19 protein-coding genes are annotated in these 25831 nt (G+C 63.7%); 12 read left to right on the plus strand and 7 right to left on the minus strand.

Features of this window, described 5'->3' with window-relative positions; translation table 11 throughout:
• The first annotated feature begins 1 nt into the window (after position 1).
• The 4 genes from CV102_RS15605 (at position 2) to CV102_RS15620 (ending at position 5781) form a co-directional block, all read left to right on the plus strand.
• Positions 2–2227: a VWA domain-containing protein gene (locus CV102_RS15605; protein WP_148858944.1), complete on the plus strand. Its 2226-nt coding sequence runs from the start codon at positions 2–4 to the stop codon at positions 2225–2227.
• 156 nt (positions 2228–2383) lie between these two features.
• Positions 2384–4024: a uracil-xanthine permease family protein gene (locus CV102_RS15610; RefSeq protein ID WP_148858945.1), complete on the plus strand. Its 1641-nt coding sequence runs from the start codon at positions 2384–2386 to the stop codon at positions 4022–4024.
• Positions 4025–4133: 109 nt separating this feature from the next.
• Positions 4134–4961 (plus strand): alpha/beta fold hydrolase, encoded by an 828-nt coding sequence (locus CV102_RS15615; RefSeq protein WP_148858946.1) that lies wholly within the window; start codon positions 4134–4136, stop codon positions 4959–4961.
• A 178-nt stretch (positions 4962–5139) separates the two neighbouring features.
• The gene (locus CV102_RS15620) at positions 5140–5781 is read left to right on the plus strand and encodes a MaoC family dehydratase (protein ID WP_148858947.1); all 642 of its coding nucleotides are present in this window, start codon (positions 5140–5142) and stop codon (positions 5779–5781) included.
• 349 nt (positions 5782–6130) lie between these two features.
• Here the strand turns inward: CV102_RS15620 and CV102_RS15625 are convergent, their stop codons facing one another.
• The gene (locus CV102_RS15625; RefSeq protein ID WP_148858948.1) at positions 6131–9676 is read right to left on the minus strand and encodes a PAS domain S-box protein; all 3546 of its coding nucleotides are present in this window, start codon (positions 9674–9676) and stop codon (positions 6131–6133) included.
• Between the two features lie 306 nt (positions 9677–9982).
• Between CV102_RS15625 and CV102_RS15630 the strand changes: the two genes are divergently transcribed.
• Positions 9983–10687, plus strand: a complete 705-nt coding sequence (locus CV102_RS15630; RefSeq protein ID WP_148858949.1) for a DUF7546 family protein — start codon at positions 9983–9985, stop codon at positions 10685–10687.
• Positions 10688–10889: 202 nt separating this feature from the next.
• Here CV102_RS15630 and CV102_RS15635 read toward each other — a convergent pair whose 3' ends face one another.
• The 5 genes from CV102_RS15635 to CV102_RS15655 form a co-directional block, all read right to left on the minus strand.
• Positions 10890–11702 (minus strand): ABC transporter permease, encoded by an 813-nt coding sequence (locus CV102_RS15635; RefSeq protein WP_148858950.1) that lies wholly within the window; start codon positions 11700–11702, stop codon positions 10890–10892.
• Positions 11699–12832, minus strand: a complete 1134-nt coding sequence (locus CV102_RS15640) for an ABC transporter ATP-binding protein (protein ID WP_394349490.1) — start codon at positions 12830–12832, stop codon at positions 11699–11701. The genes CV102_RS15635 and CV102_RS15640 overlap by 4 nt, the downstream gene beginning before the upstream one ends.
• 274 nt (positions 12833–13106) lie before the next feature.
• On the minus strand, positions 13107–13460 hold the full coding sequence (locus CV102_RS15645) for a hypothetical protein (RefSeq protein ID WP_148858952.1): 354 nt from the start codon (positions 13458–13460) through the stop codon (positions 13107–13109).
• 262 nt (positions 13461–13722) lie between these two features.
• Complete coding sequence (locus tag CV102_RS15650; RefSeq protein ID WP_148858953.1) at positions 13723–13926, minus strand: hypothetical protein; 204 nt, start codon at positions 13924–13926, stop codon at positions 13723–13725.
• A 379-nt stretch (positions 13927–14305) separates the two neighbouring features.
• The gene (locus CV102_RS15655; RefSeq protein WP_148858954.1) at positions 14306–15877 is read right to left on the minus strand and encodes a hypothetical protein; all 1572 of its coding nucleotides are present in this window, start codon (positions 15875–15877) and stop codon (positions 14306–14308) included.
• Between the two features lie 265 nt (positions 15878–16142).
• Between CV102_RS15655 and CV102_RS15660 the strand changes: the two genes are divergently transcribed.
• The 3 genes from CV102_RS15660 (at position 16143) to CV102_RS15665 (ending at position 17282) form a co-directional block, all read left to right on the plus strand.
• Positions 16143–16391 (plus strand): DUF3006 domain-containing protein, encoded by a 249-nt coding sequence (locus CV102_RS15660; RefSeq protein ID WP_148858955.1) that lies wholly within the window; start codon positions 16143–16145, stop codon positions 16389–16391.
• Between the two features lie 208 nt (positions 16392–16599).
• Entirely contained in the window at positions 16600–16728 is a 129-nt protein-coding gene (locus CV102_RS27030) for a hypothetical protein (protein WP_267903127.1), read from the plus strand.
• On the plus strand, positions 16725–17282 hold the full coding sequence (locus CV102_RS15665) for a PH domain-containing protein (RefSeq protein ID WP_148858956.1): 558 nt from the start codon (positions 16725–16727) through the stop codon (positions 17280–17282). Before CV102_RS27030 ends, CV102_RS15665 begins: the two co-directional genes overlap by 4 nt.
• A gap of 189 nt (positions 17283–17471) precedes the next feature.
• On the opposite strand, the gene CV102_RS15670 is transcribed toward CV102_RS15665, so the two are convergent.
• On the minus strand, positions 17472–18143 hold the full coding sequence (locus CV102_RS15670) for a helix-turn-helix domain-containing protein (protein ID WP_148858957.1): 672 nt from the start codon (positions 18141–18143) through the stop codon (positions 17472–17474).
• A 344-nt stretch (positions 18144–18487) separates the two neighbouring features.
• On the opposite strand from CV102_RS15670, the gene CV102_RS15675 reads away from it, so the two are divergent.
• The 4 genes from CV102_RS15675 to CV102_RS15690 all read left to right on the plus strand — a co-directional run bounded on the left by CV102_RS15675 (position 18488) and on the right by CV102_RS15690 (position 25760).
• Positions 18488–19735, plus strand: a complete 1248-nt coding sequence (locus CV102_RS15675) for a P-loop NTPase (RefSeq protein ID WP_148858958.1) — start codon at positions 18488–18490, stop codon at positions 19733–19735.
• Between the two features lie 318 nt (positions 19736–20053).
• Positions 20054–23611, plus strand: coding sequence for a molybdopterin-dependent oxidoreductase (locus tag CV102_RS15680; protein WP_148858959.1), 3558 nt, complete (start codon positions 20054–20056; stop codon positions 23609–23611).
• Between the two features lie 2 nt (positions 23612–23613).
• Positions 23614–24819 carry a 4Fe-4S dicluster domain-containing protein gene (locus CV102_RS15685; protein WP_148858960.1) on the plus strand — a complete coding sequence of 402 codons (1206 nt, stop codon included), beginning with the start codon at positions 23614–23616 and terminating at the stop codon, positions 24817–24819.
• A 2-nt stretch (positions 24820–24821) separates the two neighbouring features.
• Entirely contained in the window at positions 24822–25760 is a 939-nt protein-coding gene (locus CV102_RS15690) for a TorD/DmsD family molecular chaperone (RefSeq protein WP_148858961.1), read from the plus strand.
• Positions 25761–25831: the final 71 nt, after the last annotated feature.

A 25831-nucleotide genomic window follows, 5' to 3' on the forward strand; every position in this document is an offset into this window, starting at 1 on the left:
TATGGTTGCAAACGCCGGGGGCAAAAAGCTGTCGTCGATCCCCTTTCCGGCGATCGTCGGACAGTCCGAACTGAAGCGAGTGCTGTTGACCGTCGCGGCCAACGACGGCCTCGACGGTGCGCTGATCGTCGGCGAGAAGGGAACCGCGAAGTCGACCGCCGTTCGCGGACTCGTCGATCTGCTGCCCGCCCAGCAGGCGGTCGCAGACTGTCCGTACGGCTGTGCACCCGACGATCCGACGTTGCAGTGTGCGGACTGTCGTGCCCGCGACTCCGAGGAGGTACCGATCGAGACGCGTCCCGTTCCGCTCGTCACCCTCCCGCTGGGGGCGACTCGAGACCGGGTCGTCGGGACCCTCTCGGTCGAGGACGCGCTGGCCGGCGAGGCCGACTTCGACCCCGGCCTGCTGGCTCGTGCGAACCGCGGAATTCTCTACGTCGACGAGGTCAACCTCCTCGACGACCACCTCGTCGACGTCATCCTCGACTCGGCGGCGAGCGGCGTCAACACGGTCGAGCGAGACGGCGTAAGCGTCTCCCATCCCGCGGAGTTCACCCTGATCGGGACGATGAATCCGGAGGAGGGCGACCTTCGGCCCCAGTTGCGGGATCGGTTCGCCCTCCAGGCGACCGTCGAGGGCTGCCGGGAAGTCGACGACCGCGTCGAGATCATCGACCGAGCGCTCGCCGGCGACGGGGACGCCGACCGGGCGACCTACGCCGCCGACGTCGCGGAACTCCGGAGCGAGTTGGCCGAGGCTCGTGACCTCGTCTCGAGCGTCTCCCTTCCGTCCGAGTTCAAAGCGGAGATCGCCGAACTCTGCCTCGAGGCCGGCGTCGACGGCCACCGCGGCGACGTGGCGACCGCCCGCACCGCGATGACCCTCGCCGCGCTCGAGGGACGAACGACAGTTATCGAGTCGGACGTCCACGAGGCCGCGACCTACGCGCTCCCCCACCGACTCCGGAGCACGCCGTTCGAGGACGAACCGGATCTCGAGGACCTGCTCGAGGATCGGTTCGAAGAGGAGTCCGCTGACGAGGAAGGCAACGATAGTGAGAACGACAGCGGGGGCTCCGACGAGAGCGAGGCTGAAGACGAGCGTGACGACGGTGACACGGGAAACGAGAGCGACGGCGAGCACTGCGACAGTGAGTCCGCCGACGATACCGGGTCCGGAAACGAAGGCGACGGATCCGATGGACCGGGCGGCGATACCGGCGCTGAGTCGGACGACTCCGACAGCGCCGACCGCGGACCCGACGACGCCGAACGGCCGTCCGGTGGCGAGCCGTCGCCGTCACGGACGGGTGGGGACGAGGGGACCGACTCCGATTCCGACGACTCGAGCGAGGGATCAGGCGACGACGAGAGCGGCGGAAACGAGGAGGACAAAGAAGCCCAGCCGCTGGTCCCCGGCCAGCAGCGCGCCGACGTCGCCGGCGTCGGCGAAGCGAAGGGGCCGGACCTCGAGTCGCCGGACGTCGAGAACCGGACTCCTTCGGGGGCGGGCGGGTCGCGAGCGAGCGCGACACCGAGCGTCGATAACCGCGGTGCTCGTGTCCGGACGGAACCCGCCTCGGGCGATGGCCCCATCGACGCGGCCGCGTCGGTTCGCTCGGCCGCGGCCCGCGGCGACTCCCGCGTGGCGGAGCAGGATCTCCGGCAATCGGTCCGTACGGGCGAGACCTCGGTGACCATCGTCTTCGCCGTCGACGCCAGCGCCTCGATGCGACCGGCGATGCGCACCGCCAAGGGGGTCGTCCTCGACCTGCTGCGGGACAGCTACGAGCACCGGGACCAGGTCGCGTTCGTCGCCTTCGCGGGCGAGGACGCCGAGGTGCTGTTACCGCCGACGGACAACGTCGGTCTCGCCGCGCGCCACCTCAAGGAACTCCCATCGGGCGATCGAACGCCGCTTCCGGCGGGCCTCGAGACGGCACGTACTATCCTCGAGCGCGCGGAGACGGACGCCGCGGTCGTCGTCCTCGTGACCGACGGACGCGCGAACGTGGCCGACGGCAGTCCGACCGACACGACCCGACGGGCCGCTCGAGCGTTGCGGGGGTCGGAGACCCGCGTGGTCGTCGTCGACGCCGGCGACGATTCCCGCGCCGGACTCTCCGAACTGGTCGCCGACGAAACCGACGGCGAACTCGTTCCGCTCTCCTCGCTGTCCGCAGAAACCGTGCGCGCCGCCGCCGACCGGGCCGCAGACGAACGATAAGCAGGATCGAGGATCAACGGCGGACACTGACGGAACTGGTCCGGCTAGCAGTCGGTGCACTCCGGAGGTCTCGTCGCGTATCAATGATGCGGAATCGAGACGCTCGAAACCGGATCAACACCCATTTGAGCGGCCTCTTCCGTTATCCGACGACGAATGACTGCAGACGAGTCAGCCGCGGCCGACGAGGGCTCCGGTCGTGATATCGAGTACGACATCGACGACCGACCACCGCTTTCCGAATCGGTCGTCCTCGGGGTGCAACACTACCTCACGATGGTCGGTGCGAACATCGCGGTGCCGTTGCTACTCGCCGGAGCGATGGGAATGCCACCCGGCATCACCGCGCAGTTCGTCGGCACCTTCTTCGTGGTCTCCGGGATCGCGACGCTCGCCCAGACGACGTTCGGCAACCGGTATCCGATCGTCCAGGGTGCACCGTTCTCGATGCTCGCGCCCGCGCTCGCTATCGTCATCGTCGTTACCGCCGGCGACGCGGGTCCCGGAGCTGACTGGCAGGCGGCGCTCGTCCAGCTACAGGGCGCGATCATCGTCGCCGCGACCGTCCAGATCGCGCTCGGCTACTTCGGGCTGGTCGGGAAGCTCCGACGGTTCCTCTCCCCGGTCGTCATCGCCCCGACGATCGCGCTGATCGGCCTGGCGCTGTTCGACGCCCCGCAGATCACCGGCACCGACCAGAGCTGGTGGCTGCTCGGCCTGACACTCGGCCTCATTCTCCTCTTCTCGCAGTATCTCGAGGTCAAACACCGTGCGTTCCGGCTCTATCCCGTCATCCTGGCGCTGGCTATCGCCTGGATCGTGGCCGCAGCGCTCTCCTTCGAGGGGACGATCGGCCCGTTCTTCCAGGGAACGATCGGCCCGCTCTCGTTCGACGGCGTCCTCGGTAGCGAGCATCCGGGCCACGTTCCGCTCGGACAGGTCGCGGAAACGCAGCTACTCCTGCCGATCCACCCGCTCCAGTGGGGGATGCCGGAGGTGACGACGGCGTTCGTCATCGGGATGATCGCCGGCGTGCTCGCCTCGATCGTCGAGAGCATCGGCGACTACTACGCGGTGGCGAACCTGACCGGCGCCGCGGCGCCCAGCGAGAAGCGGATCAACCACGGCATCGGGATGGAGGGGCTGATGAACGTCTTCTCCGGCGTCATGGGCACTGGCGGCTCGACCTCCTACTCGGAGAACATCGGCGCCATCGGGATGACCGGCGTCGCCTCACGGTACGTCGTCCAGATCGGTGCCACCATCATGCTGGTCGTCGGCTTCGTCGGCTACTTCGGACAGCTTATCGCGACCATCCCCGATCCGATTATCGGCGGCCTCTTCATCGCGATGTTCGGCCAGATCGTCGCCGTCGGCATCTCGAACCTGAAACACGTCGATCTCGACTCCTCCCGGAACGTGTTCATCATCGGCTTCGCCATGTTCGTCGGCCTCGCCGTCCCCGAGTACATGGCGAACTTCGACGGGCCGCTCGAGTTCCGCGCAGCGATCGATCTCGCGGCGACGATCGCACCGTTGCTCGAGGCGGATCTCGTCGCGGGAACCGCCCTCGCCGTCTGGATCGAGGCCACCGCCCAGGCCGTCGCCGACTCGGTCTTTATTATCGGCTCGACGGGAATGGCCGTCGGCGGCCTGGCAGCACTCCTGCTCGACAACACCGTTCCGGGGACGCGCGAGGAGCGCGGCCTCGCCCAGTGGGAGCGGCTCACCGAGGACGACTCGGAATTCGAGACCGTCTGGGAGCGCTGGCTCGGCACCGACGACGACCGCTCGTAAGAATCGATGGACGGCGTCGTCCCAAGCGCGCACTCTTCTCCTGACCGCTCTTTCTCGGCCTGCGTTACACGACCGGAAAGCTATTGACGACCGTCCCCACGGAGTATGCATGGCAGAACTCCCGCTCGACGACGGCGCCCTCTGGTACGATACTCGCGGCGACGGTCCGCCACTGGTCTTCGTCCACGGCGGCTGGATGAACGGTCGTGCCTGGCAGCCACAGGTCGAGCACTTCGCGGACGACTATCGGACGATCACCCTCGACGTCCGCGGTCACGGCCGGACCGGCGCGACCGGTCTCGACCGGTACTCGATCGACCTCTTTACCGACGATCTCGAGGCGCTGCTCGACCACCTCGACCTCGAGGAGCCGATCCTTTGTGGGCTCTCGCTCGGTTCGATGGTCGTCCAGCGGTACCTCGACCGGCACCCGGATCGTGCGGCAGGCGCGATTCTCGGCGGCGCCGTCCGGTCGATGCCGCCGATCGACCTCCCGCCGGGAACGAAGCCGTTCCTGTCGCCGCTGCCGGGGATCGCAGCGTCGGCATCGATGATGGGGTCCGAGACGACGTTTCGATCGATGCTGTGTTCGATCCGGGCGACGACTGGCGAACGGTGGCTGTCGGTGGACTCCGGGGTCCGAGCGGACGCGATGGAGGCCGTCGGCGAGGTCTCGAGCGGGGAGTTCCAGAAAGTGTTCGGTGCGCTCTACCGGTTCGAGCCGCCAGCACTGGACCACGTCGAGACGCCGACGCTCGTCGTCCACGGCGACCAGGAAGCGCCGCTGGTCAAGCGACAGGGGCGCGAGATCGCCACGGAAGTCGACGACGGCGACTGGCTCGAACTGTCCAGATCCGGGCACCTCGTCAATCAGGATCGGCCGCAGGCGTTCAACGACGCCAGCACGACGTTCCTGGGACGACTGTCCCCAACGTGAGAGCGATCCCGTGCGGTTCCACGCGGAACGCACGCTGAACGCTAACGTTCACGATTGGCCATCCAATATGGTTTGGCGGTGTTGCCAAGAGGCCTGCTGCGGTAGCCTGACACGATAGGCTCCCGGTTCGATCCGCCGGTCCGTCAGCGACACCGAGATCAACACAACTCGAAGACAAATGAGTAGTAAGCCGACACCGACAGATCCGACCGATTCCGTACCGAGTACCGAACGCTGGGCGAATATCTCCCAGCACGTCGTCAACAGCTACGTCGAGGCCAACAACGCGTTCCTGGCAGCGATGGGCCTCTCCGACGCGCAGTCCTCGAGCGAGGAGTGCTCGACGACCGAACCGCCGGCCGTCGACGAAGTCGCCTACGGCGACGTCGAGTGGTCGATGGAGCGCTCGGCCGATACGCTCGAGGAGCTCGGCGTCGGCGACTCCGTCCAGTTCACCAAACCCGTCGACGAGATCGACGTCTCGGCGTTCGCCCAGGTCTCGGGCGATACCAACCGACTGCATCTGGAGGAGTCGTTCGCCGAAGAGACCCAGTTCGGCGGCTCGATCGCTCACGGCACGCTCGTCGCCGGCACCATCAGTGCGGCGCTGGCACGGTTTCCGGGGCTGACCGTCTATCTCTCACAGGACCTCGAGTTCCAGGCACCGGTCGAGATCGGCGCAACGGTCACCGCCGACTGTGAGATCGTCGAAAACCTCGGCGGCAACCGGTACCGGATCCGGACGACGGTCCGTTCGGACGAGGAGACGGTGATCGACGGCGAAGCGGTCGTCCTGATCGACGAGGCACCCGAAGAGTAGGACGACGGGTCGATCGAGGATGAACTCCGGCGGACTGGTTCTCCGTAGATAGTAGCACGGTTTCGGTATTCAGAAACGAAAAACGGCCGTTCCGTACAGGTCGAAGAAGCAACGCTGCGGTAACGCGGCAAGCGTAGCACCCGCGAGCGACCGACGGGAGTGAGCGGCCTTTTTAACGTAGATTTTTGCGCGAGTGGTTCCGCGCGAGGTCGTCGGCGCAAAGCGCCGACTGCTTGAGGGATCGAAGATCCCTCTCTGTCGGCGAAATCCCGACACCGAAAAAGGTACGTGTCTCTCTACGTGACGAATCTACCAGTTCGTATTCAAAACGTTTCGTACCTGAATCGGGCTATGCGGCCGGCAGGCGGAACGAAAACGTCGTTCCCTCGCCGGGTTCGGAGTCGACCCAGATCTCCCCGTCGTGGCGTTCGACGATCCGCTTGCAGAGCGCGAGGCCGATGCCGGTCCCGTCGTGATCCTCGTGGCTGTGAAGCCGCTGAAACACCTCGAAGATCCGGTCGGCGTCGTCCGGATGGATGCCGATCCCCCCGTCGCGAACCGAGACGACCCACGCCGGCCCGTCGTTCTCCGCGGCGGTGCCGCTCCGTTTCGAGGGGCTTCGCGCCTCGCATCGCTCGGCCGAGACGTGTATCCGCGGCGGTTCGTCGCCGCTGTACTCGATCGCGTTATCGAGTAGGTTCTGGAATAGCTGTCGCAGCTGGCTCGAGTCGCCCTCGACGCGGGGAAGCGTGGCGGCGGTGATCTCGGCGTCGGACTCGTCGATCGTTATCTCCAGATCCTGTTTCGCCGCCGCGAGTACCTCGTCCAGTTCGGTCGGCTCGAACGGATCCCCTTGCGTTTCGACCCGCGAGTACTCGAGCAGCCCCTCGATCATCGCGTTCATCCGCTCGGCGCCGTCGACGGCGAACCCGATGAACTCCTGGCCCTCCTCGTCGAGGTCGTCGCCGTATCGGTTCTCGATCAACTGGAGGTAGCTCGAGACCATCCGCAGCGGCTCCTGGAGGTCGTGAGAGGCGGCGTAGGCGAACTGTTCGAGGCGCTCGTTCGACTCCTCGAGTTGACGCCGGTACTGCCGTCGCTCGGTGATGTCCGTTTGCGTGATGACCCCGTGGCTGATCTCGCCGCTCGCGTCTCGGATCGGCATCCCGTGGAGCATGACGGTCCGACGCTCGCCGTCCGTGGTTTCGATCTCGCAGATGTCCGGCTCAGTGACCTCTTCGCCCTCGAGAACGCGAGCGAGGGTCCACTCGTCCGGATCGACCGGCTCGCCGGTGTCGGCCCACCAGCCGTTGTACTGCTCGTAGTCGGCGACGGTCTCCGCGTCGAAGACGTCGCCGCCCCAGATCTCCCTGGCGGTTTCGTTGGCCTCGACGAGTCGGCCGTCCGCGTCCGCGACGACGACGGCGACCGGCAGCAGTTCGAACAGGCTCTCGAGCTGGCGCTTGTGTCGCTGGAGTTCCTGTTCGGCGCGCTTTCGCTCGGTAATGTCGACGAGCGTGCCGGGGAACGTGACGGGGTTGCCGTCCTCGTCACACTCGACGTGGCCGCGGGCGACGACCCAGCGGAGGTCGCCCTCGTCGTTCCAGACGCGGTACTCGGACTCGTACTCGCCACAGGACTGGATTGCGTCTTCGATCCTCTCTCTGATCCGCTCGCGGTCGTCCTCGTGGATCGCCGAGACGAACTGATCGAGCGAGACACCCTCCGTTGCGGCCTCGGGATCGACCCCGAACGTCCGGGCGAGCGTGCTGCCAGTGACGAACCTGTCTTCGGGAATCTGCCACTCCCAGGTGCCGACGGCGCCGGCTTCGGTCGCGGCTTCCAGCTGTTCCTTGGCGTCGCGGACGTACTGCTCGCGCTCGAGGCGGTCGTACGCCGATTGCGCGTTCGTGGCGAGAATCTCGACGAGCTGTTGCTGTTTGTCGTCAATCTCACCGGTCGTACACGCGCCGGCGACGACGACGCCGTGATCGCCCATCGGAACGAACAGCCCGCTTCGCATCTCGGTCTCGCCCGAGTTGACCTGGACTCGAGGCGGCTCGGCCTCCGCATCGTAGCGGTAGAGCTCCCCCGCTTCGAAGGCCTGGGCGGTGCGGCTCGTTCCGTCGGGTCGCAGTTCGGTGAACCGCTGTGCGGGAAACGCTTCGTCTACCGAGTGGGCGTCCGGAACCAGCACGTCCCGATCGGGGTCGTGCTGATAACACGCGACGCAGGGGAGATCGAGCACGTTCGACGCCGTGTCGACGATGATTTCGCTGATATCGGCTTTCGTTTCGGCGCTCAGGAACAGCCGTGACGAGTCGTGAAGGCCCGTGAGCATCCCCTCGAACTCCTTGCGTTCGGTGACGTCGCGGGCGATGGCGACGACGTACTCCCGTTCCAGTTCGACGAAGGTGACGTTGACTTCTACGGGGTAGATGGCTCCGTCCTCCCGTCTGTGATAGCCGTCGAAGATTGCTTCGCCCTCGGCTCTCAGCTCCTCGACGAAGGACCGCCACGCGTCGTGGTCGGGGAGTTCGGTTTCGACGTCGGGAACCGTTAGTTGCAGGAACTCTTCACGGGAGTAGCCGTGTCGGCGACACGCCGTCTCGTTGACGTCCACGAACGCACCGGTCTCCGGATCGATTACCATGATGCTATCGGTGGAGTGATCGAGCAGGTTCCGGAACAGTTCGAGTTCCTGCTCTCGGTCCTTGCGCTCGGTAACGTCTCGAAAGTAGATCGACAGCCCCGTTTCCGACGGATAGACGTGTTCCTCGTACCAGGTATCGTCCGGTGGATGATACTCTTCGAACGAGACCGACTCCTGGGTTTCCATCGCCTCGCGGTACCGGTCTTCGAACGAGGTTCCGACGATATCCGGAAAGGTCTCCCAGAGATTCATTCCGAGCAGTTCTTCGCTCTCGACGGCGAGGATCTGCCCGGCGCGCTCGTTCGCGTGGGTGAACGTCCACTCTCGATCGAGGGCCATGACCCCGTCGGTAATCCGCCCGTAGATTTCGTCGAGTTCCACGGATAGCTCGTCCGCGCGCCGCTCGAGCCGTCGCTCGCGCTCTTTCAGGGCGGTGACGTCCTTGCCGGTCGTCACGACCCGGTCGATCTCCCCGTCGTCGGTCAGTACGGGCTTCGCGTTGACCGACAGCCAGCGGTGACTCCCGCCCGGCCGCTCGACCCGTAGCACGCGGTCGGATACCGGTTCTCCGGTCGCCAGCGTCTGTGCGAACGGATGCTCTTCGACCGGAATCCGCGTCCCGTTCTCGTCGTACACCGGTCTGTCCGACGGATCGTAACGCTCCGCGTCCTCGACGTCGAGCAGTTCCCGCCCGCGCTCGTTGATGCGCAGGATCTCGCCGTCCGAGTCCAGAACCACGATCCCGATGTGGCTGGCCTCGATAATTCGGTCGGTCAGGCTCCGCTCGCGCTCGAGTTGGGCTTCCCGCTCGTGGAGTTCGCGTTTCGTCTGCGTCCGATCGCCAACGTCGCGAACGATGCCGACGGCCCCCTGCAACGTTTCCTCCTCGACGAGGGGATTCAGCGTCAGTTCGCAGGGGACCGCTTCATCGGCGGCCGTCCGAACAGTGATCTCGATCGGCTCGGTCCGGTGCTCGTCGCGCTCGAAGCTATCGCGGATCTCTCGCTCGATTCGGTCGCCGTCGTCCAGAACCAGCGCCGCCGGCTCGCCGAGCAGTTCCTCGCGCGTATAGCCAGTTAGCTCGAGGATGGCGTCGTTGACTGCGAGAAATCGTCCGTCGGCGTCGAGCTGGTAGATCCCGTTGTCGACTGCGTTAACGAGCGTTCGATAGCGCTGCAGCGCTCGGCCACCGTCCGCATCTGCCCAGAACTCCTGATCGGTGGCGTCCGCTCGTTCACTCATATAATCATACGAACGTCTCGAGCTGAATAAGTACACCGGGACCGGTGATACAGCGCTCACTCGAGACCATCCGTCCGTTTCGGCACTCGAGATGGCGTCTCGACTACCCGGCTTCTGGCGGTAACCTCTCGTAACTGGGTTACGGAGCAGTACGCGAGCGTATTTGATCCGGGGCTACTGTGAGCGATATATGGACTCGAACACGGGCCCGTTCCGTCCCGTCTCCCGGATCGGCCCGCCTTCGACTGTTCTTGATCGGAGGGTGCCCTCGCTCGCAGATCGAGACGGAGGTGCCAGCGTCGACGGATGACTCGAGCAACAACCCGCTCTTTCCGTCCGCCGGTACCAAACCTCCGGACGGTACTTTTCTGGACGGCTGTCGTTCTCTTCGAGAGTTTGCTCGTGCTGACGTACGTCACGGTCCAGGGGGCTGAATTTGGGCTCTTTCACGTCTATCCGTTCGTTTGGCTCAACGTCGGTCTCTGGGCGGTTTGGCGGACGAATCCAAGATCCGCCCCCCGAGGGCGAACGTCGATTGCTGGAACGATCGCAGTCGGCTATTTTCTACTTCTGGGCTACGTTGGAGGACTGTTCAGCGAAGGGCACAGCCACCACGACCACCACGAGCACCTCCACGAGAGCCACGCAGAGTTCCTCTACGGTCTAGATATGACGATAACGGCACCACCGGGGTACGGGCCAGCCGTATTTTACTCGAGTCCGGATCTACTGCTGGCTGTTTCGCCGTACAATTTCGTCGGTTACGTCGCTCTCGCGTACCTGATCTATGCAGCGATACTCGACATCTACAACGCGGCTCTTCCGGGCGTCCTCGGCTTGTTCACGTGTATCACCTGTAGTTGGCCGCTCCTTGCGACCATCGCCACGGGTGCCGGGGGTGCTACCGGTGCTGTCGCAACGACCGTCTACAGCCAGGCGTACGGTATTTCGACGGTTGCGTTCGTGCTCACAGTCGGCCTGCTGTACTGGCGCCCGTTTGCTCGGGAGTGACTCGTCTGGTGAGGAGCCCCTGATTCACCCACGGCTAATCGACGCGGTAGATGATCGACGAAGGATCTCCGTGCATCCACGAGCCACCGACTCGTCGTATTCAAGAGTCAGGGTGTCAGTAGTCTCACTGCTTCCGGGGCCGTACTGAGGGCAGACGTCGAGCCACCACTCGCATCGAGAACGGCGAGGCGCCGTGAGTCCATCAGTAGTCGCCGAGGACGCCAAGCCGTCTCGCTCGGCGAGTCGCGTACTGAAAGACTGCATATCCCAACACCAGGTATCCAGCAGCGACTCCGACCAGAAGCGCGATTTCAGCCGGTGTGAATTCCCAGAGCCGGATGCCGTCGATCATCGCACGCTGGAGGAGGGCGCTCCCGTGGGCGAGGGGAAGAAATTGCAGCCACCCGAGGTCGAACGCGGGTGCGGAAATGAGCACGATAAACCCGAACTGGAGGAGGTTGAGCCAGTTGCCGATCTGTTTGTAGAGGACCGTGACTCCGCCGGCCGCGAGACCGAGTCCAAGCACCGAGACGATGCTGAGCGTGGCGATGACGACGATCGTGAACAGGTGCAGTTCCAGCGTCGTCCCGGTGATGCCGATCATCACCGCCAGGATTATCGTCGAGGTGATGAACGTCCGTACGATCTTCGCGACGCCTTTCAACAGGGCAACAGGCGCGAATCCGAACGGCGTCATCACGTGACGCTCGAGGGTCCCCCACTGAACCTCACTCCCGATATCGTTCGAGATGGAGGAGTACGCACCGACAGAAAGCGTCCACAGGAAGTAGCCGACGATGATCCCTTCGATCGAGTCGGTGAGCGCTTGCCCGGCGACCATCTGCCCGCCGTAAAAGAGCACTCCGAAAAAGAACAGCGCAACGATGATTCCCCCGATCGCATTGGCGGGATAGCGAACGAAGATCAAGTACTCCCGGTACAGAACCGCTTTCGAGAGGTGATAGTAGCCTGCGTTCCGTGGCGCGTCACCTGCGTCGGTATGTCGTGCAGTCATCGGTCCCCACTCTCGAGGGACGTCATCCCGACGAACACGTCCTCGAGATCCGGTTCGACGGTCCGCACGTGTTCGAGCGGTACGTCCTCGGCACGGAGTCGGTCCATCAGTTCGTACAGTCCATCGCTGTCCGTCGTGAGTTCGATGCGTGCACCGGGTTCCAACTGTTCGACACTGAGCGTATCGAATCGAGTCCGGAGTTTCGAAACGATCCGTCCGGTGAGACCACTGCTCGCGATCTCGATAGTATGTCGATCAGTCCCCTGGAGAAGTGCATCGACGGTGTCGTCTGCGATAACCGTTCCATCGGACATAATGAGGACACGATCACAGACCGTCTCGACGACGTCCATACCGTGACTGCTGAGGATGACGGTCAGCCCTTCCTCCTCGACGAGACGTCGCAACTCCCGTTGCAGCGTGCGTGAACTCTCGATGTCCAGCCCCAGCGTTGGCTCGTCGAGGAAGAGTATCTCCGCTCCTCCTGCGAGAACGCTCGCCAGCGACACTTTTTGTTTCATCCCACGTGATAACTCACGGACGGGAACGTCCGCCTTCTCCGTGAGCCCCAACTGTGCGAGGAGTCGGTCGTGGCGCTCGCTCACTGAATCCGGATCGACACCGCTGATCGTGGCGAAGTATCGGAGGTTCTCCCTGACGGTTAATCGCCAGTAATCGTTCCGCGCCCCTTCCAGCATCGCATCGACGTACGCGTACGCTTCACGTGGCCGGTCGTAGACGTCGATCCCTCGGATTTGAACCGTCCCTTCGTCGGGAAGAACCATCCCGAGAATCGACTTGATCAGCGTCGTCTTCCCGGCGCCGTTCGGGCCGAGCAATCCCACGATGGATCCGGTCTCGATGCCGAACGTGACGTCGTTTACCGCGGTAATTGCTTCCTCGCCATCACCGAACCGCTTGCTTAGACCGTCTACAGCGACAGCGACGTTCCGGCTGTCCGGTACCGACCTACCGACACCGTCAGAGACCTCACTCACGGACTCGATCATCCCACCGGAGCCCCTCTGATCGAACGATGACCTGTCGGCGGATACAGCGGCTTCTCTCTCCTCGAGCGTGTTGTCTGGGTGTTCCCCGCTCGCGGGCCGACTGTTGTCTCGCACGGTCACACTCGTCTTTTAAGTGAGGCTACTACAAAAACGCGAGGCCGCTATCCCAGGCCGTATTCAAATACGACCGTGAGTTATCAGCGTCCGATGAGACCACCACGAAAGCCCCTTCAGTCCCACCTCAGTCGGCTGCCTGGCCAGCCACCGTGGGTGGGACTGAAAGAGGGGTCCAGGGGCTTTCGTGGTAGACGAGAGAGGAGTCGTTGAAGGACGATTCGAAGAGACTGACGTAACGCACTCGTTACAGGGTGGAAAGCTGCGGCTCCGAGGGCCGTCAATACCGGTTCTGGACGTCGTCCATCTCGCACTGGACGCAGCGGTCGTCAGCGAAACAGGCGATACTGTCGTAGGGGCAGTCGTGCGCTTCGACGTCGACAGAGAGGCGGCGCTTCGCGTGTTCCCATTCGACCTCCCAGTCTTCGATGTCCATCTCGGCGGACGTGAATACGACATCGTCGTCTCGATCGACGATCTTTGCGACGGTGACGGAGTGCTGGTGGTCTTTTACAACGTCGATTGCGTCCGGGTACGACGAACACCGGATCTGCTTTGACTCGGCGCTGTCGTCCAAAAGACGGACTGTAATGGAGCCGTCGACCTCTTCAGTCGGATCTAATCCACCCGCCATACTCGTCTCATTGGACCGACACCGGAAAAGACCGTGCTTCGAGAACGATTTCCGCCCCAGGTGCAACGAATTTCGTGTTGTCCAATCGGATATCCGTGAACAGTGCTGTGCTGGGAGTGCTCGAGGCGCATCCGAACCGACGAAATCCCGACGTGGCACTCCGACGCGTGAACCGGCGACGAAGCCTCGAGCAGTCCACAACCGTCTCAATTTGCGTCAAGCTATTTTTCCCTCTCAGGGGCTGCTCGTTCTACGTTCTGGTCTATCCATCTACGAGATCGACGACGATTCGAGCGACGTCGTCCTCGAGATTGTAGTACTTCGTCGTCTCGGAGAAACGCTGCCGAGGGGACGATTCGTCTGTCACGCATCGGATCCACTCGCCGTCATCCTGCTCGAGCACCACCATCTCGACGAACTCCTCGCGTCGTCCGTCCTGAAGGTTGATGGTAATTTCCCCACGCATACGTTCTCATCAAAATGTTATAGTATCTGTTTTGTGGTTTGCTTGCCGAAACACGGGGAGGACTCCATCACCAGGGTACGGCCGTACAAGTGAGAGGATCGCCTCACTCGGTCCGTGACGATCCGTGTGTACGGATACGTCCTCCTCTCGCCAAGTTTTGTACTCGAGCGGGATCCTCCGGCGAACTAACGGCGTTCGCTGGTCCACAGAACGGTAGTCCATCGCCAAACGGCCGCTGCGGTGTATCTGACGATGTTCGGTCCGCAGTTCGACGCAATAGCCGGCTGGAAAAGAATCGAAGGAGCAGGAACGAGTTCTCGATTCGTGCGACTGACGCCGCTGCGCTGGCCGAAAATTACGGGCCGGCGCGAACCGTCTCTCAGTTCTTCTTTTCCTTTTCTTCTTTCTTGCCGTCCTTGCCCTTCTTTTCGTCTTTCTTGTTGTCCTTCTCGTCGTCTTTACCTTTCTTTTTGTCCTTCTTGTCACCCGCGCCTTCGCTGACGGCACTCGCGTCGGCCACCTGCACGTTCCTGTTCAGCTGGAAGTTCAACTGCTCCGCCACCGCGTCACCGTCGTCGGTAGCGTACGCGATCGCTCCCTGCTGTTCGTTGACGTTCAGTTGCTCGACGAACTGTAGCTGGTCGATTTCGGCGGCGGCCACCTGCTGTGCACTCCCGTTCCCGTTCTCGTAGGCGAGCGCCCACGACTCGTCGCCGTTCGTATCCTCCCCGTTCACCACTGCGGTCGCGCTGCAATGGGAGTCTTCGACGTTCAACCCCTCCGCCGACGCGACCTGCGCGTTGAAGTTCGCCTGGTAGCTCTCCTGTCGAGCCGTCGCGGTGCTCTCGTCGAGTCCGACGGCGATCGCGGCGTTCTGCAGGCTGATGTTCTCCTGGCCGACGCTCTGGACCTGCGTGATGTCCGCGGACGCTTCCTGGACGTTCGATTGGCTCGAGCCGTCGTCCGTTCGCTTCATCTTCTCGTCCGAGAGCTCGCCGGTCATGTCCGCGTTGGCGGTAACCTGGTCGGCCGACGTCCAGTCGAAGTTGATCGCGGTGGCGTCGGCGACCTGTTCGTTGTGGTTGAACTGTGAGCTCACCTGGTACGCCTCCGCGACGCTGCCGTCGCCGACGGCGATCGCGATAGCGACGCCCTGATCGCTGACGTTGAACTGCGAGACCTCCTGTGACTGCTCGACCGACGCCTCCGCCTCCTGGTCGTCGGCGTCGCCGATGTTCACCGCGGCGGCCTCGGCGTGCTGGTAGTTCTCGTTCGTCTGTGCGCTCTGTTGATACGCTTCGGTCTCGCTACCACCTTCGGCGATGGCGACGGCGGTGCTCTGACTGCTGTAGTTGAGCTGGTCGACCTCCTGGCTCTGCTCGATCGTCGCCTGGGCGAACTGCTCGCTCTGGTAGGTGTCCTCGCTGACGACCCAGCCGTTGAACTCCCGGTACCCAGTCTCCTCGGCGAAGACGATGTAGGCGTTGCCGACGTTGTTGAACGTCTCGCTGTTCATCTCTTCGTCGACGGCTATCGACTCGGCGCTCCCCTCCTGGGTGTTGCTGTTGTCCTGGTCGGACTGCTGGACCGCCGCCGCCTCGCCGCCGTCGATAGCGATACTGATGGCGTTGCCCTGTTGATTGACGTTGAGCTGGGACACGTCCTGGTACTGGATGACCTGCGCGGCGGACTCCTCCGATCCCGCGGTGATCTCGCCCTCGTGATTGTCGACCCACGAGTCGAGGTCGTCCTCGGACGAATCGGCTCCGAAGATCAGATACACGTCGTCGCAGCCGACGTCGTGAACCTCACCGTCGTGAGTCTCGTCCGAGTCCGCGTGCGTGGTGCCGGCCGTCGCGCCGAGTGCGCCGACGCCAAGCCCGGTCGCCGCGATTCCTTTGAGGTAGCCCCGTCGCTTCATTTCGCCGTGATTCTCATGATCTTCTGCCATGACGTGAGTTAGCAGATTCGAAGTCAGTACTCTGTTATTGACTGTGTTCCAGCGATAATTATCGGTCTACCGTGTATTTGCAGAATTGAAACCGAACGACAACGACGACAGGAAGTGCATTGTCATATGCACGGATCTGTACCAGCAGAGAATCAGATCGAAGACAGGGAGACGGCTATTGGGACGTGAGTGAAGAACGATCCGACGACAGGCGACCTCGAGTAACCACGCCGCAGTTTGCTGCAGCTGCGGAGGGGGTCAGGTGATGCCCGTCGATAGCTCGTTCACCGGCGTCATCGACGACACGACGGCCGTACTGCTCCTCGAAGCGGACGGTGACGTCGTCGAACAGCTGGCTGTCGACGTCGAGACGCTCGCGGAAGCGCTGTTCGATTGCCGCGTTTCCGGCGGCGCGCTCGTCGATCTGGAGTGCGAGCTCGAACGTGAACGAGCGCACCGCGAGCGTCCGCGGGAGACGTTCGATCACCTCTCGAGGCGACCGAGCGAACGATAGCGACGACTCAGTCTCGAAGGGGTGGATCCGGATCTCGCTATAGCAACGACTGAAACGAGTTGCACACCGATTTTCAGTGGCTACTGTAGTCTGTGCTCCCAGATCTCGGCCACCGTCTTATTGATAAGACGATAACTGACGCACCACCCGTCCTGAAATAACAAAGCAAAGCTGAGGTCCTTGCGGCACCGATCGACGAGAACGAAGAATGAGAATAGGGATTACCACTCGAGCACCCACCCTCGAGGTCGGCTCGCCTCCGTTCGATCCGGATGCCGCTGGCGGGCGCACCGTCGAAATCGACTGGAGTGACGGGGCGGAGGGCGAAGACCGATGAACGAAATGCAGTCTTCCCACGGGGAACTCGCCGATGCCGACTGGCTCCACCTGACCGACGGCGAGCAGGTCCGGTGGGCCGGCCGCCCGTCCTGGCTCACCATTGCGTCCTCGATCGCGTTCGGCGTTCTCGTCATGTCGATCGGGATCGCACTCGCAGTCTGGCTCTCGACGATCGTTCCCGGCACGGGCTTGCCCTCCTGGACGGCCTCCCTCCCGCTGGTGTTGGCCCTGATCGGCGTCGGGAAAGTGGGTTCGGCGTACCTCAACTGGATTCGGCTCCTGTACGTGATCACCGACGAGGAGATCTACGTCAAACACGGGCTGATCTCTCGAGACGTCACGCAGATTCGACTCGACAGGGTCCAGAACACCGGGTACAATCAGTCCGCACTCGAGCGCGCGCTCTCGTTCGGCGACGTCGTCATCTACACCGCCGGGACGTCGACCGAGGACGTCACGTTCCGTAGCGTTCCGAACCCAGAACGCGTCAAACGAACGCTCACCCACCTCCTGAGCGAGAGTCGATCGCCGCAGCCGAGGGACGATCTCTGAGGCGCGCCGAGATCTCGGCATCGACCTCGAAAGCGACCGGTCGACTACCTGCGAATCGCTAGCGGGGCTGACGATCGGGGGAGCGGCTCGGCTGGTACGATCAACAGCTCTGTCCGACCTCACACAGAACGGCTGATCCGCGTTCAGTTGGGTGAGTGGATCCTATTCGACATCTCACTCGGATGCTCTTCAGTCGTGAGAGGAGTCGCCAACGATCGTTGGAAGGAGTTTTCGCTGGGCCGACGCGAGGTGTTCCGCGAACGTTGCTCTGTTGATATCGAGAGCCTCGGCGACCTCCCCTGCGGTGGCCCCTCTCGGACGCTCGAAGTACCCCATCTCGAGTGCCATCTGGAGGACCTCTACCTGCCGGTTTGTGAGGATGTCACGATCGACGTGAACGAGTGTCGACTCCGATTTCGACAGTTCCGAGCGGATGATGCGCTCGACCGACATGTCGTTGTATCGCGAGCGAAGCTCCGTGAGGATCGTCCGGATCTCGTCGATCTCGGAGACGTGGAAGGTAACGAACAGCGTTCCGTCCCGCGCTTCGACGTTCGCGACCGGACAGCCGAACTGTTCGATCGACATGCAGGGACAGTCCTGCCGGTACTGTCGTTCGAATCGATAAATCTCGCTGGAGGCGTCGGTGAACACCGTTTCGATCGGAACGGAGAGCTCCGTCGGTTCCGAACCCGAATCGTCCGTCGACTCGAGGACGAACTCTTCGATCGTCCGGTCGGTGTCCGGATCGGGAGACCAGGAGATCGACCGGCTGGTTCCACCAGTCTCCCCCGAGACGTCGGCGACCGGACACTCCTGTGGCGCGTTGAACCGGAGCTCGACTCGGATACCCCCACCCATGATCCTCGTTACCAAGTCTGCGGGTGAAAGCGGACTGCAGGCACTTTCAGGGATGACCTATATTAGGTGCCCTGAAGCTGACACTCAGCGATCGTGATCGTTCCCACCCGGATCGCCAACGCTCACGACCCTATATAAACACCCACAGCTCTGTGCGAGAGGGGGTTTCCTCTCGAGTCACGGACTAGCAGCCGATGAACCCATCGAGGAGAACCCACCCGTCGAAGACCGTCCGCGGTTCATCACGAACCGACGAGCGAGAATCGTCGACCAGTCTCGCGCGAACCGAACCACGTCGACCGTCAGTTGACGCCACTCCGAGAGAGTTCTGGACCCCGTAAACGATGACCGCAGATCCCACAGCTCACGGTACCGGCACGTTCAGGGCCATCGAACTGCCCGACGGAACCGATCCAGTGTCGAAAGGAATCATACGGGCAATCGACAGGAGCGCCGGAACGGTGACCGTCGAAGTCGCCATCGACGGTCTCGGCGAGTCCCTCGCCGAGCGTATCGTCGAACAGATCCGCGGCGCCGCACTCACGCTCCCGGAGGCGGAACGCGTTCGAATCCTGCCGGCTCGGCACGAGGACAAAGACGTCGAGTTAGCTGCAGTCGAGCACGTGATCGCCGTCGCGAGTGCGAAAGGCGGAGTCGGGAAGACAACCGTCTCAGTCGCGCTCGCGCGGACGCTCTCGGCTCGAGGCTACGACGTCGGTCTGTTCGACGCGGACATTTACGGTCCGAACGTGCCACACCTCCTCGAGGACATCGAGGGTCCGGTCCTGACGAACGAACACGGCCAGCCGGTCCCCCTCGAGGGCGAGGACGGACTCGAGGTGCTCAGTCCGGGCGTCGTCGGTGGCGACCCGCCGACGGCGCGCCGGGGTGCCATCGCCTACGGGGCCGTCGAGAACCTGCTCGGACAGGGCGCCTGGACGGATCGTGACGTGATGATCATCGACATGCCGGCCGGGTCGGACGACGTAGTCGGGGCGGCGCTGGAACACGTCCCCGTCGACGGGGCCGTCTTCGTGACGACGCCGTTCGACGCGAGCGTCGACGACACGCGGCGGACGATCGAACTGTTCGAAGAGCGGGGAGTGACCCCGGTCGCGGCGGTCGTGAACATGAACAGCTTCGCGTGTGAGTGCTGTGGTCACCGAAACACCCTCTTCGAGGACCCGGTCGAGTTCGACGTGCCGGTCGTACACGAACTCCCGTTCGATCGCGACCTCCAGCGCAACCCCGGTGGCCGACGCGACTACGACGCGTTCGACGACCTCACAACGTCGGTCAGCGGGTTTCTCGAGGAGGTTCTCGGCGCCCTACCGGACGACGCACTCGATCTCAGGGGGTTACCACGCGACTGCCAGGTTCGACAGTTGAGCGACGAACTGGGAGCCGCGACGCCCGACACTCGTGTTCGGGCTGTCGTCGACGATCCGGCGTCGGTGTGTGACACGCTCCGGGACGACGTGGGCGACGTTCTCGCCTCGGTGGACCGATCGCAGATCGGCACGACCGGCGCACTGCTCGAGTTGACGCGGGGTCGGTCGACGGTGTCCGATAGAAAAGCGGCGAGACCCTGACGCCGGGAATACGATACCCCGTTATAAACTCCCACAGTCCGGTGGCTGTACGATGTTCTTCCGGCAAATGGGAGATGCTAACGCATGATTCGGGATACCAGGACGCTCGCTCGAGAGCGGCCACGAAGATGGAACTCGCGATACGGGCCGCAGGTCACCGCTGCCAGCGGCCGGTGTCGGGAGCGACCGACCGGAAGCGGTCCGGAGCCAACGCACGGGGAGACCAGTCACCACGAACGTCACCAATCATGATACTCGAACGATATCCACGGGAGCGAGCACCGAACGTCCGCTATCGTCCGACGAGGGGGTGGTTCCATGAGTAGCGGCGAAACCGAACCTGCGCAGGACACTGGCGACGAGCTCGGACGCGCGGACGAACAGCCGTCTCGTCGGTTCGTTCTCAAAGCGGGAGCAGCCGCCGCTGCCACCGGACTCGCGGGATGTGCCGGGCTATTCTCCGACGAGGATCCGGAGGTGGACGATCCGGACGACGAACCGATGAACGTCTTCGAGGAGTACCCGGACCGTGACTGGGAGGAGTACTACCGAGACATCTGGGACGTCGACGACACGTTCATGCTGACGTGTACGCCCAACGACACTCACAACTGCTATCTCGAGGCCCATGTCAAAAACGACGTCATCACCCGGCTCGGCCCGTCGATGAACTACGGCGGGGCGACGGACTTACACGGGAACGAGGCCTCCGACAGGTGGGACCCCCGCGTCTGCCAGAAGGGGCTCGCGATGATCGAACGGTTCTACGGCGACCAGCGCGTCCACGCCCCGATGGTTCGCGAGGGGTTCCGCGAGTGGGTCGAGGACGGGTTCCCGCGCGACGACGACGGCTCGATGCCCGAGGAATACGCCGGCCGGGGCACGGATAGCTGGGAGGAGGTCTCCTTCGACGAGGCCTACGACCTGGCCGCCGAGACGATCCTCGAGATCGCCGACTTCTACAGCGGCGAGGACGGACAGGAGGCCCTGCTCGAGCAGGAGTACCACGAACGGGTCGTCGAGGAGACGGGCGGTGCCGGGATCCAGACGATGAAGTTCCGCGGCGGGATGCCCCTGCTCGGGATGATTCGCCTCTTCGGCCTCTACCGCGTCGCGAATCAGATGGCGCTCGTCGACTACCACGTGCGCGACGTCGACGAGGACGAGGCCATCGGCGGTGTCGGACTGGACAACTACTCCTGGCACACCGACCTGCCGCCGGGGCATACGATGGTCACCGGCCAGCAGACCGTTGATTTCGACCTGGCGAACGTCGAGTACGCCGACAACATCGTCATCGCCGGGATGAACTGGATCACGACGAAGATGGCCGACTCCCACTGGCTCACCGAGGCCAGGATGAAAGGTGCGAAGGTGACCGGGGTCTTCACCGACTACAACGCGACGGCGACGAAGTGCGACGAGATCATCACGGTCAGGCCCGGAACGGACTCCGCGCTCTTCCTCGGCGCTGCGAAGATCATCGTCGAAGAGGACCTGTACGACGAGACGTTCGTTCGCGAGCAGACGGACCTGCCGATCCTCGTCAGGACGGACGAGAACCGGTTCCTCCGCGCCCACGAGGTCTTCGAGGACTACGAAGCCGAGGATCTCGAGAAGTCGATCGTCGTCGAGGACGACGAGGAACGTCCGGACGCGGGCACGATCGACGTCTGGGAGAACGTTCTCACCGAAGACCTCCGTGAAGGGTGGGGCGACTTCGTCGTCCACGACGCCGACGCAGACGAGTACGTCCCCGTCACGCGCGACGAGATCGGCGACGACTTCGACGTCGAGGCGTCGCTCGAGGGGACCTTCGAGGTCGAAACCGTCGATGGCGAGACCGTCGAGGTCCGCCCCGTCTTCGATCTGGTCGCGGAACACTTACTCGAGACGTGGGACGCCGAATCCACCGCCGAAGTGACCGGAACCGATCCCGACGCCGTCGAGGACCTGGCCCGCGACATGGCCGACAACCAGGGGACGACCTTGTTGCTGAAGGGAATGGGGCCGAACCACCACAACAACCAGGACCAGAAGGACCGGTCGGCGTTCCTGCTCGCGTCGCTGACGAGCAACATCGGCAACTTCGGCGGCAACATCGGCAGCTACGCCGGCAACTACCGCGGCGCCTACTTCAACGGCAACGGGCAGTGGACCGACGAGGACCCCTTCGATCCCGAACTCGACCCCGACGAACCCGCGCCGATCGACAGCCGATCGACGTCCCAGTCGGCCCACTGGTACTCCCACGGCGATCGGCCCCTCGCCGTCGACGAGGAGTACTACATGGGCGACTCCCACATGTTCACGCCGACGAAGTTCCTCTGGACGGCCGGCTCGAACTCGATCCTGGGGAACGCGAAGGGGTCGTTCGACATCATCGAGAACATGCTCCGGAACGGTCGGATCGAAGCGCTGTTCACCAACGAGTGGTGGTGGACGAAGACCTGCGAGTACTCCGACATCGTCTTCCCGGCGGACTCGTGGGCCGAGTACCACGTCCACGACATCACCGCCTCGGTCACGAACCCGTTCGTCATGGCGATGCCGGAGACCGGCCTCGAGGAGCGCATCTACGAGACGCGCAACGACGCCCAGATCTACCAGGGCGTCGCCGAGGCCCTCGCCGAACGGACCGACGACGACCGGTTCGCCGACTACTGGGCGTTCATCGACGAGGACGAGTACCAGGGCAGACCGTACCTCCAGCGAGTGATCGACCACTCCAACACCGTCGCCGGCTACGACATCGACGACCTCATCGAGCGCGCCGAAGAGGGAGAGCCCCGGCTGATCATGACCGGGACCTACCCCAAGTTCGTCGGCGGCCGTCAGACCCACGAGGACGACCCCTGGTACACGAAGACCGGCCGCCTCGAGTTCTTCCGCGAGGAGCCCGAGTTCACCGAGGCCGGCGAGAACATCCCGCTGCACCGCGAGCCCGTCGACGCGACGTTCTACGAGCCGAACGCGATCGTCGCCAGCGACGATAACCCGGCGATCGATCCCGAAACACCCGCGGACCGCGGCTGGGACGACGAGGAGTCGGTTCGCGATGGCGACGTTCGCCAGATCAGGAACGTCGTTTACACGCCTGACGAACTCACCGACACCGAACATCCGCTCCGGGCGCTCGACGACGGGTTCGAGTACACCTACATGACGCCGAAGTTCCGCCACGGGGCCCACACGTTCTCCAATTCGTTGCCGAACATCGCCGTCTGGTGGGGGCCGTTCGGCGACATGGATCGCGAAGACGAGCGCAAACCGTTCGTCGGCGAGGGCTACCTCAACATGAACCCCGAGGACGCCCAGGAAGAAGGGCTCGAGGACGGCGACTACGTCTACCTGGACGCGGACCCGCAGGATCGGCCGTACCGCGGCTGGGACGAAGACGACGAGGGGTACCACGTCGCCCGCGCGCTGATGCGCGTCCGGTACCAGCCGTCGCTGCCGCGGGGCGTCACGCGAAGCTGGTTCAACCTCAACGAGGCCTCCCACGGGAGCGTCGAGGCCCACGAGGAACGCGACGACGGCCTCGCGAGAAACGAGGAGACCGATTACCAGGCGCTGTACCGCTACGGCGGCCACCAGAGCGCGACGCGAACCTGGTTCCGACGAACTATGCTCACCGACGAGATGCCACGAAAGGAGTACGGCGGACAGAATATCGGCGTCGGCTACGCCGCGGACATCCACTGCGCCAACGGCGCGCCGAAGGAGTCGTTCGTGCGAGTCGAGCGGGCCGAAGAGGGCGGCGAAGACGGTGAAGGACTCTGGCGTCCCGCGGAGATGGGCCTACGCCCGACGTACGAGGACGACGAGATGGAACAGTACCTGAACGGCGAGTTCCTCGACACGGGGGGTGACTGACGATGCCCCAGGTCTACAACTGGCAACTCGACCGCGAGGTCGAATTCCCGTACGAAGAGGCCCGCCCGGATCGACAGTGGGCGGCTATGTTCGACCTGAACAAGTGCATCTCCTGTCAGACGTGTACGCTGGCCTGCAAGACGACCTGGACGCACGAAGAAGGCCAGGAGCACATGTTCTGGAACAACGTCGAGACCAAGCCCTACGGGTCGCATCCGGTCGGCTGGGACAAGCGAACCCTGTCGGATATGGGATCGATGGAGTGGGACGGCGACACCTACGAGGGCGACACTATCTTCGAGACCGAGGACGTCGACTGGGACGATCCGGAGAACCACCCGACAGAGGAGGACATCAACGAGGACGTCGCGGGATTCATGCCCGGAACCGACGACTGGCGCTACCCCAACCTCGGCGAGGACGAACCGGCCGGCGAGCGGATGGAACCGGACATGCACTTCGACGAGGACACGCATCCGATCTGGTTCTTCTACCTGCCGCGGATCTGCAACCACTGCACGTACGCCGGCTGTGCCGGGGGGTGTCCGGTGCAGGCCATCTACAAACGCCCCGAGGACGGCGTGGTCCTCATCGACCGCGAGGAGTGCGAGGCGCGGCTGGTCTGCAACGAGACCTGCCCGTACAAGAAGGCCCAGTTCAACCCGGCCGAGAGCATCTCCCAGAAGTGCGTCGGCTGCTATCCGAAGACCGAAGACGGACGGGCGCCGCAGTGCTTCGAGAACTGTCTCGGCAAGATCCGACTCCACGGCTACATCAACCCGCCGGAGGAAGCCGACGACAGCGATCCGACCGAAGAGCCGACCAATCCGATGGACTTCCTCGTCCACCAGAAGGAGATCGCACTGCCGCTGTACCCGCAGTTCGGCCTCGAGCCGAACGTCTACTACATTCCGCCGACGACGGCACCGGTCGACTACCTCGAGCAGCTGTTCGGTCCGGGCGTCGAGGACGCCTTCGAAACCTACCGGGCGATCGGGGACGGCGACGAACCCGCCCTCGAGGGCCTGTTGAACCTGATGGGAAGCACCGAGTGGTCGCTCACCGCGTTCGAAGTCGACGGCGACGAGGCCGTCGGCTACTACGAGGGCGACGAAGTCGGTCGGGTGCCCATTACGGAACCGCAAGCCGAACGCGACCGCGCCGACGAGGTCGACGGCGAGGAAGTCTACCGGCTCGACATCACGTAACCATGAGTGACTTCAGCATCCTCGGTGGACCACCGAGCAAGCGGGACGACGAATCGACTGTCGAAAACGGGACGGCCCGTGACGACCGCGAAACTGACGCCGATCGGAGACTTGATCCGCCACCGGGCGATGCCACGACGGCACTGCATCGCGCTCGCCTTTACTCGCTACTGGCACTCGGGCTGGAGCGGCCAGGCGGTGACGGCGGTCTGGAGACGTGCGACATTACCGCACTCGTCGACGCCGCGGCGGCGATCGACGGAACCGTCGAAGACGCAGCGACGACCGTCAGCGACCATCTCACCGACACGACGGGGCTCGCGGACCGGTGGGCGTCCCTGTTCGGCGTCGAGGAGGGACACACCGTTTCGCCGTACGAACTGACGTACCTGCCGGGGCCGCTGCTGACCAACGTCAGACAGCTCGCCGACATCAGGGGCTTTTACGACGCCTTCGGTCTCGAGGTCGGCGAGGAGATGCCGTATCGCGGCGACCACATCTGTTACCTGACGGAGTTTCTCGGCCACCTCTGCCTCCGCGAGGCACACTTGCGACGTGCAGGCGACGATGAGGGGGTCGCGGTCGTCGTCGACGCCCGTCGCACCTTCGTCGAAGACCACCTCGGCCGATGGTTCTGGCGGTTCGCCGGTGACGTAAGCGCCCACGACGACGGCGTCTACGCCGCGCTGGCTGATCTCCTGGCAGCGCTCGTCGAAGACGAGATAGCGACACTGGATCTCGATCCGGAGTGGGTACCGGACACGCTCGAGGTGACGGAGTGGAACGAGGGCATCTTCGGAGAAACCGGCCGTGGCTGTGGTGGTTGCGGGGCCGACGCCAGTGGACTCGACGGCCTAGACGGGGACCCGCAGCGCGGTGGGGTGCCGACGACCGACGATTTACCGAGAGGGCCCCGACCGGACAGGCCGAACGGATCCTGAAACGCGGTCGCATGTCCCGCGTCAGTACGGGTTTGGCCCCCGTTTATCACTGGCTTCTGTGCTGTGAGTGC

It is taken from the genome of Natronococcus pandeyae, assembly GCF_008122205.1.
Taxonomy (GTDB): Archaea; Halobacteriota; Halobacteria; order Halobacteriales; family Natrialbaceae; genus Natronococcus; species Natronococcus pandeyae.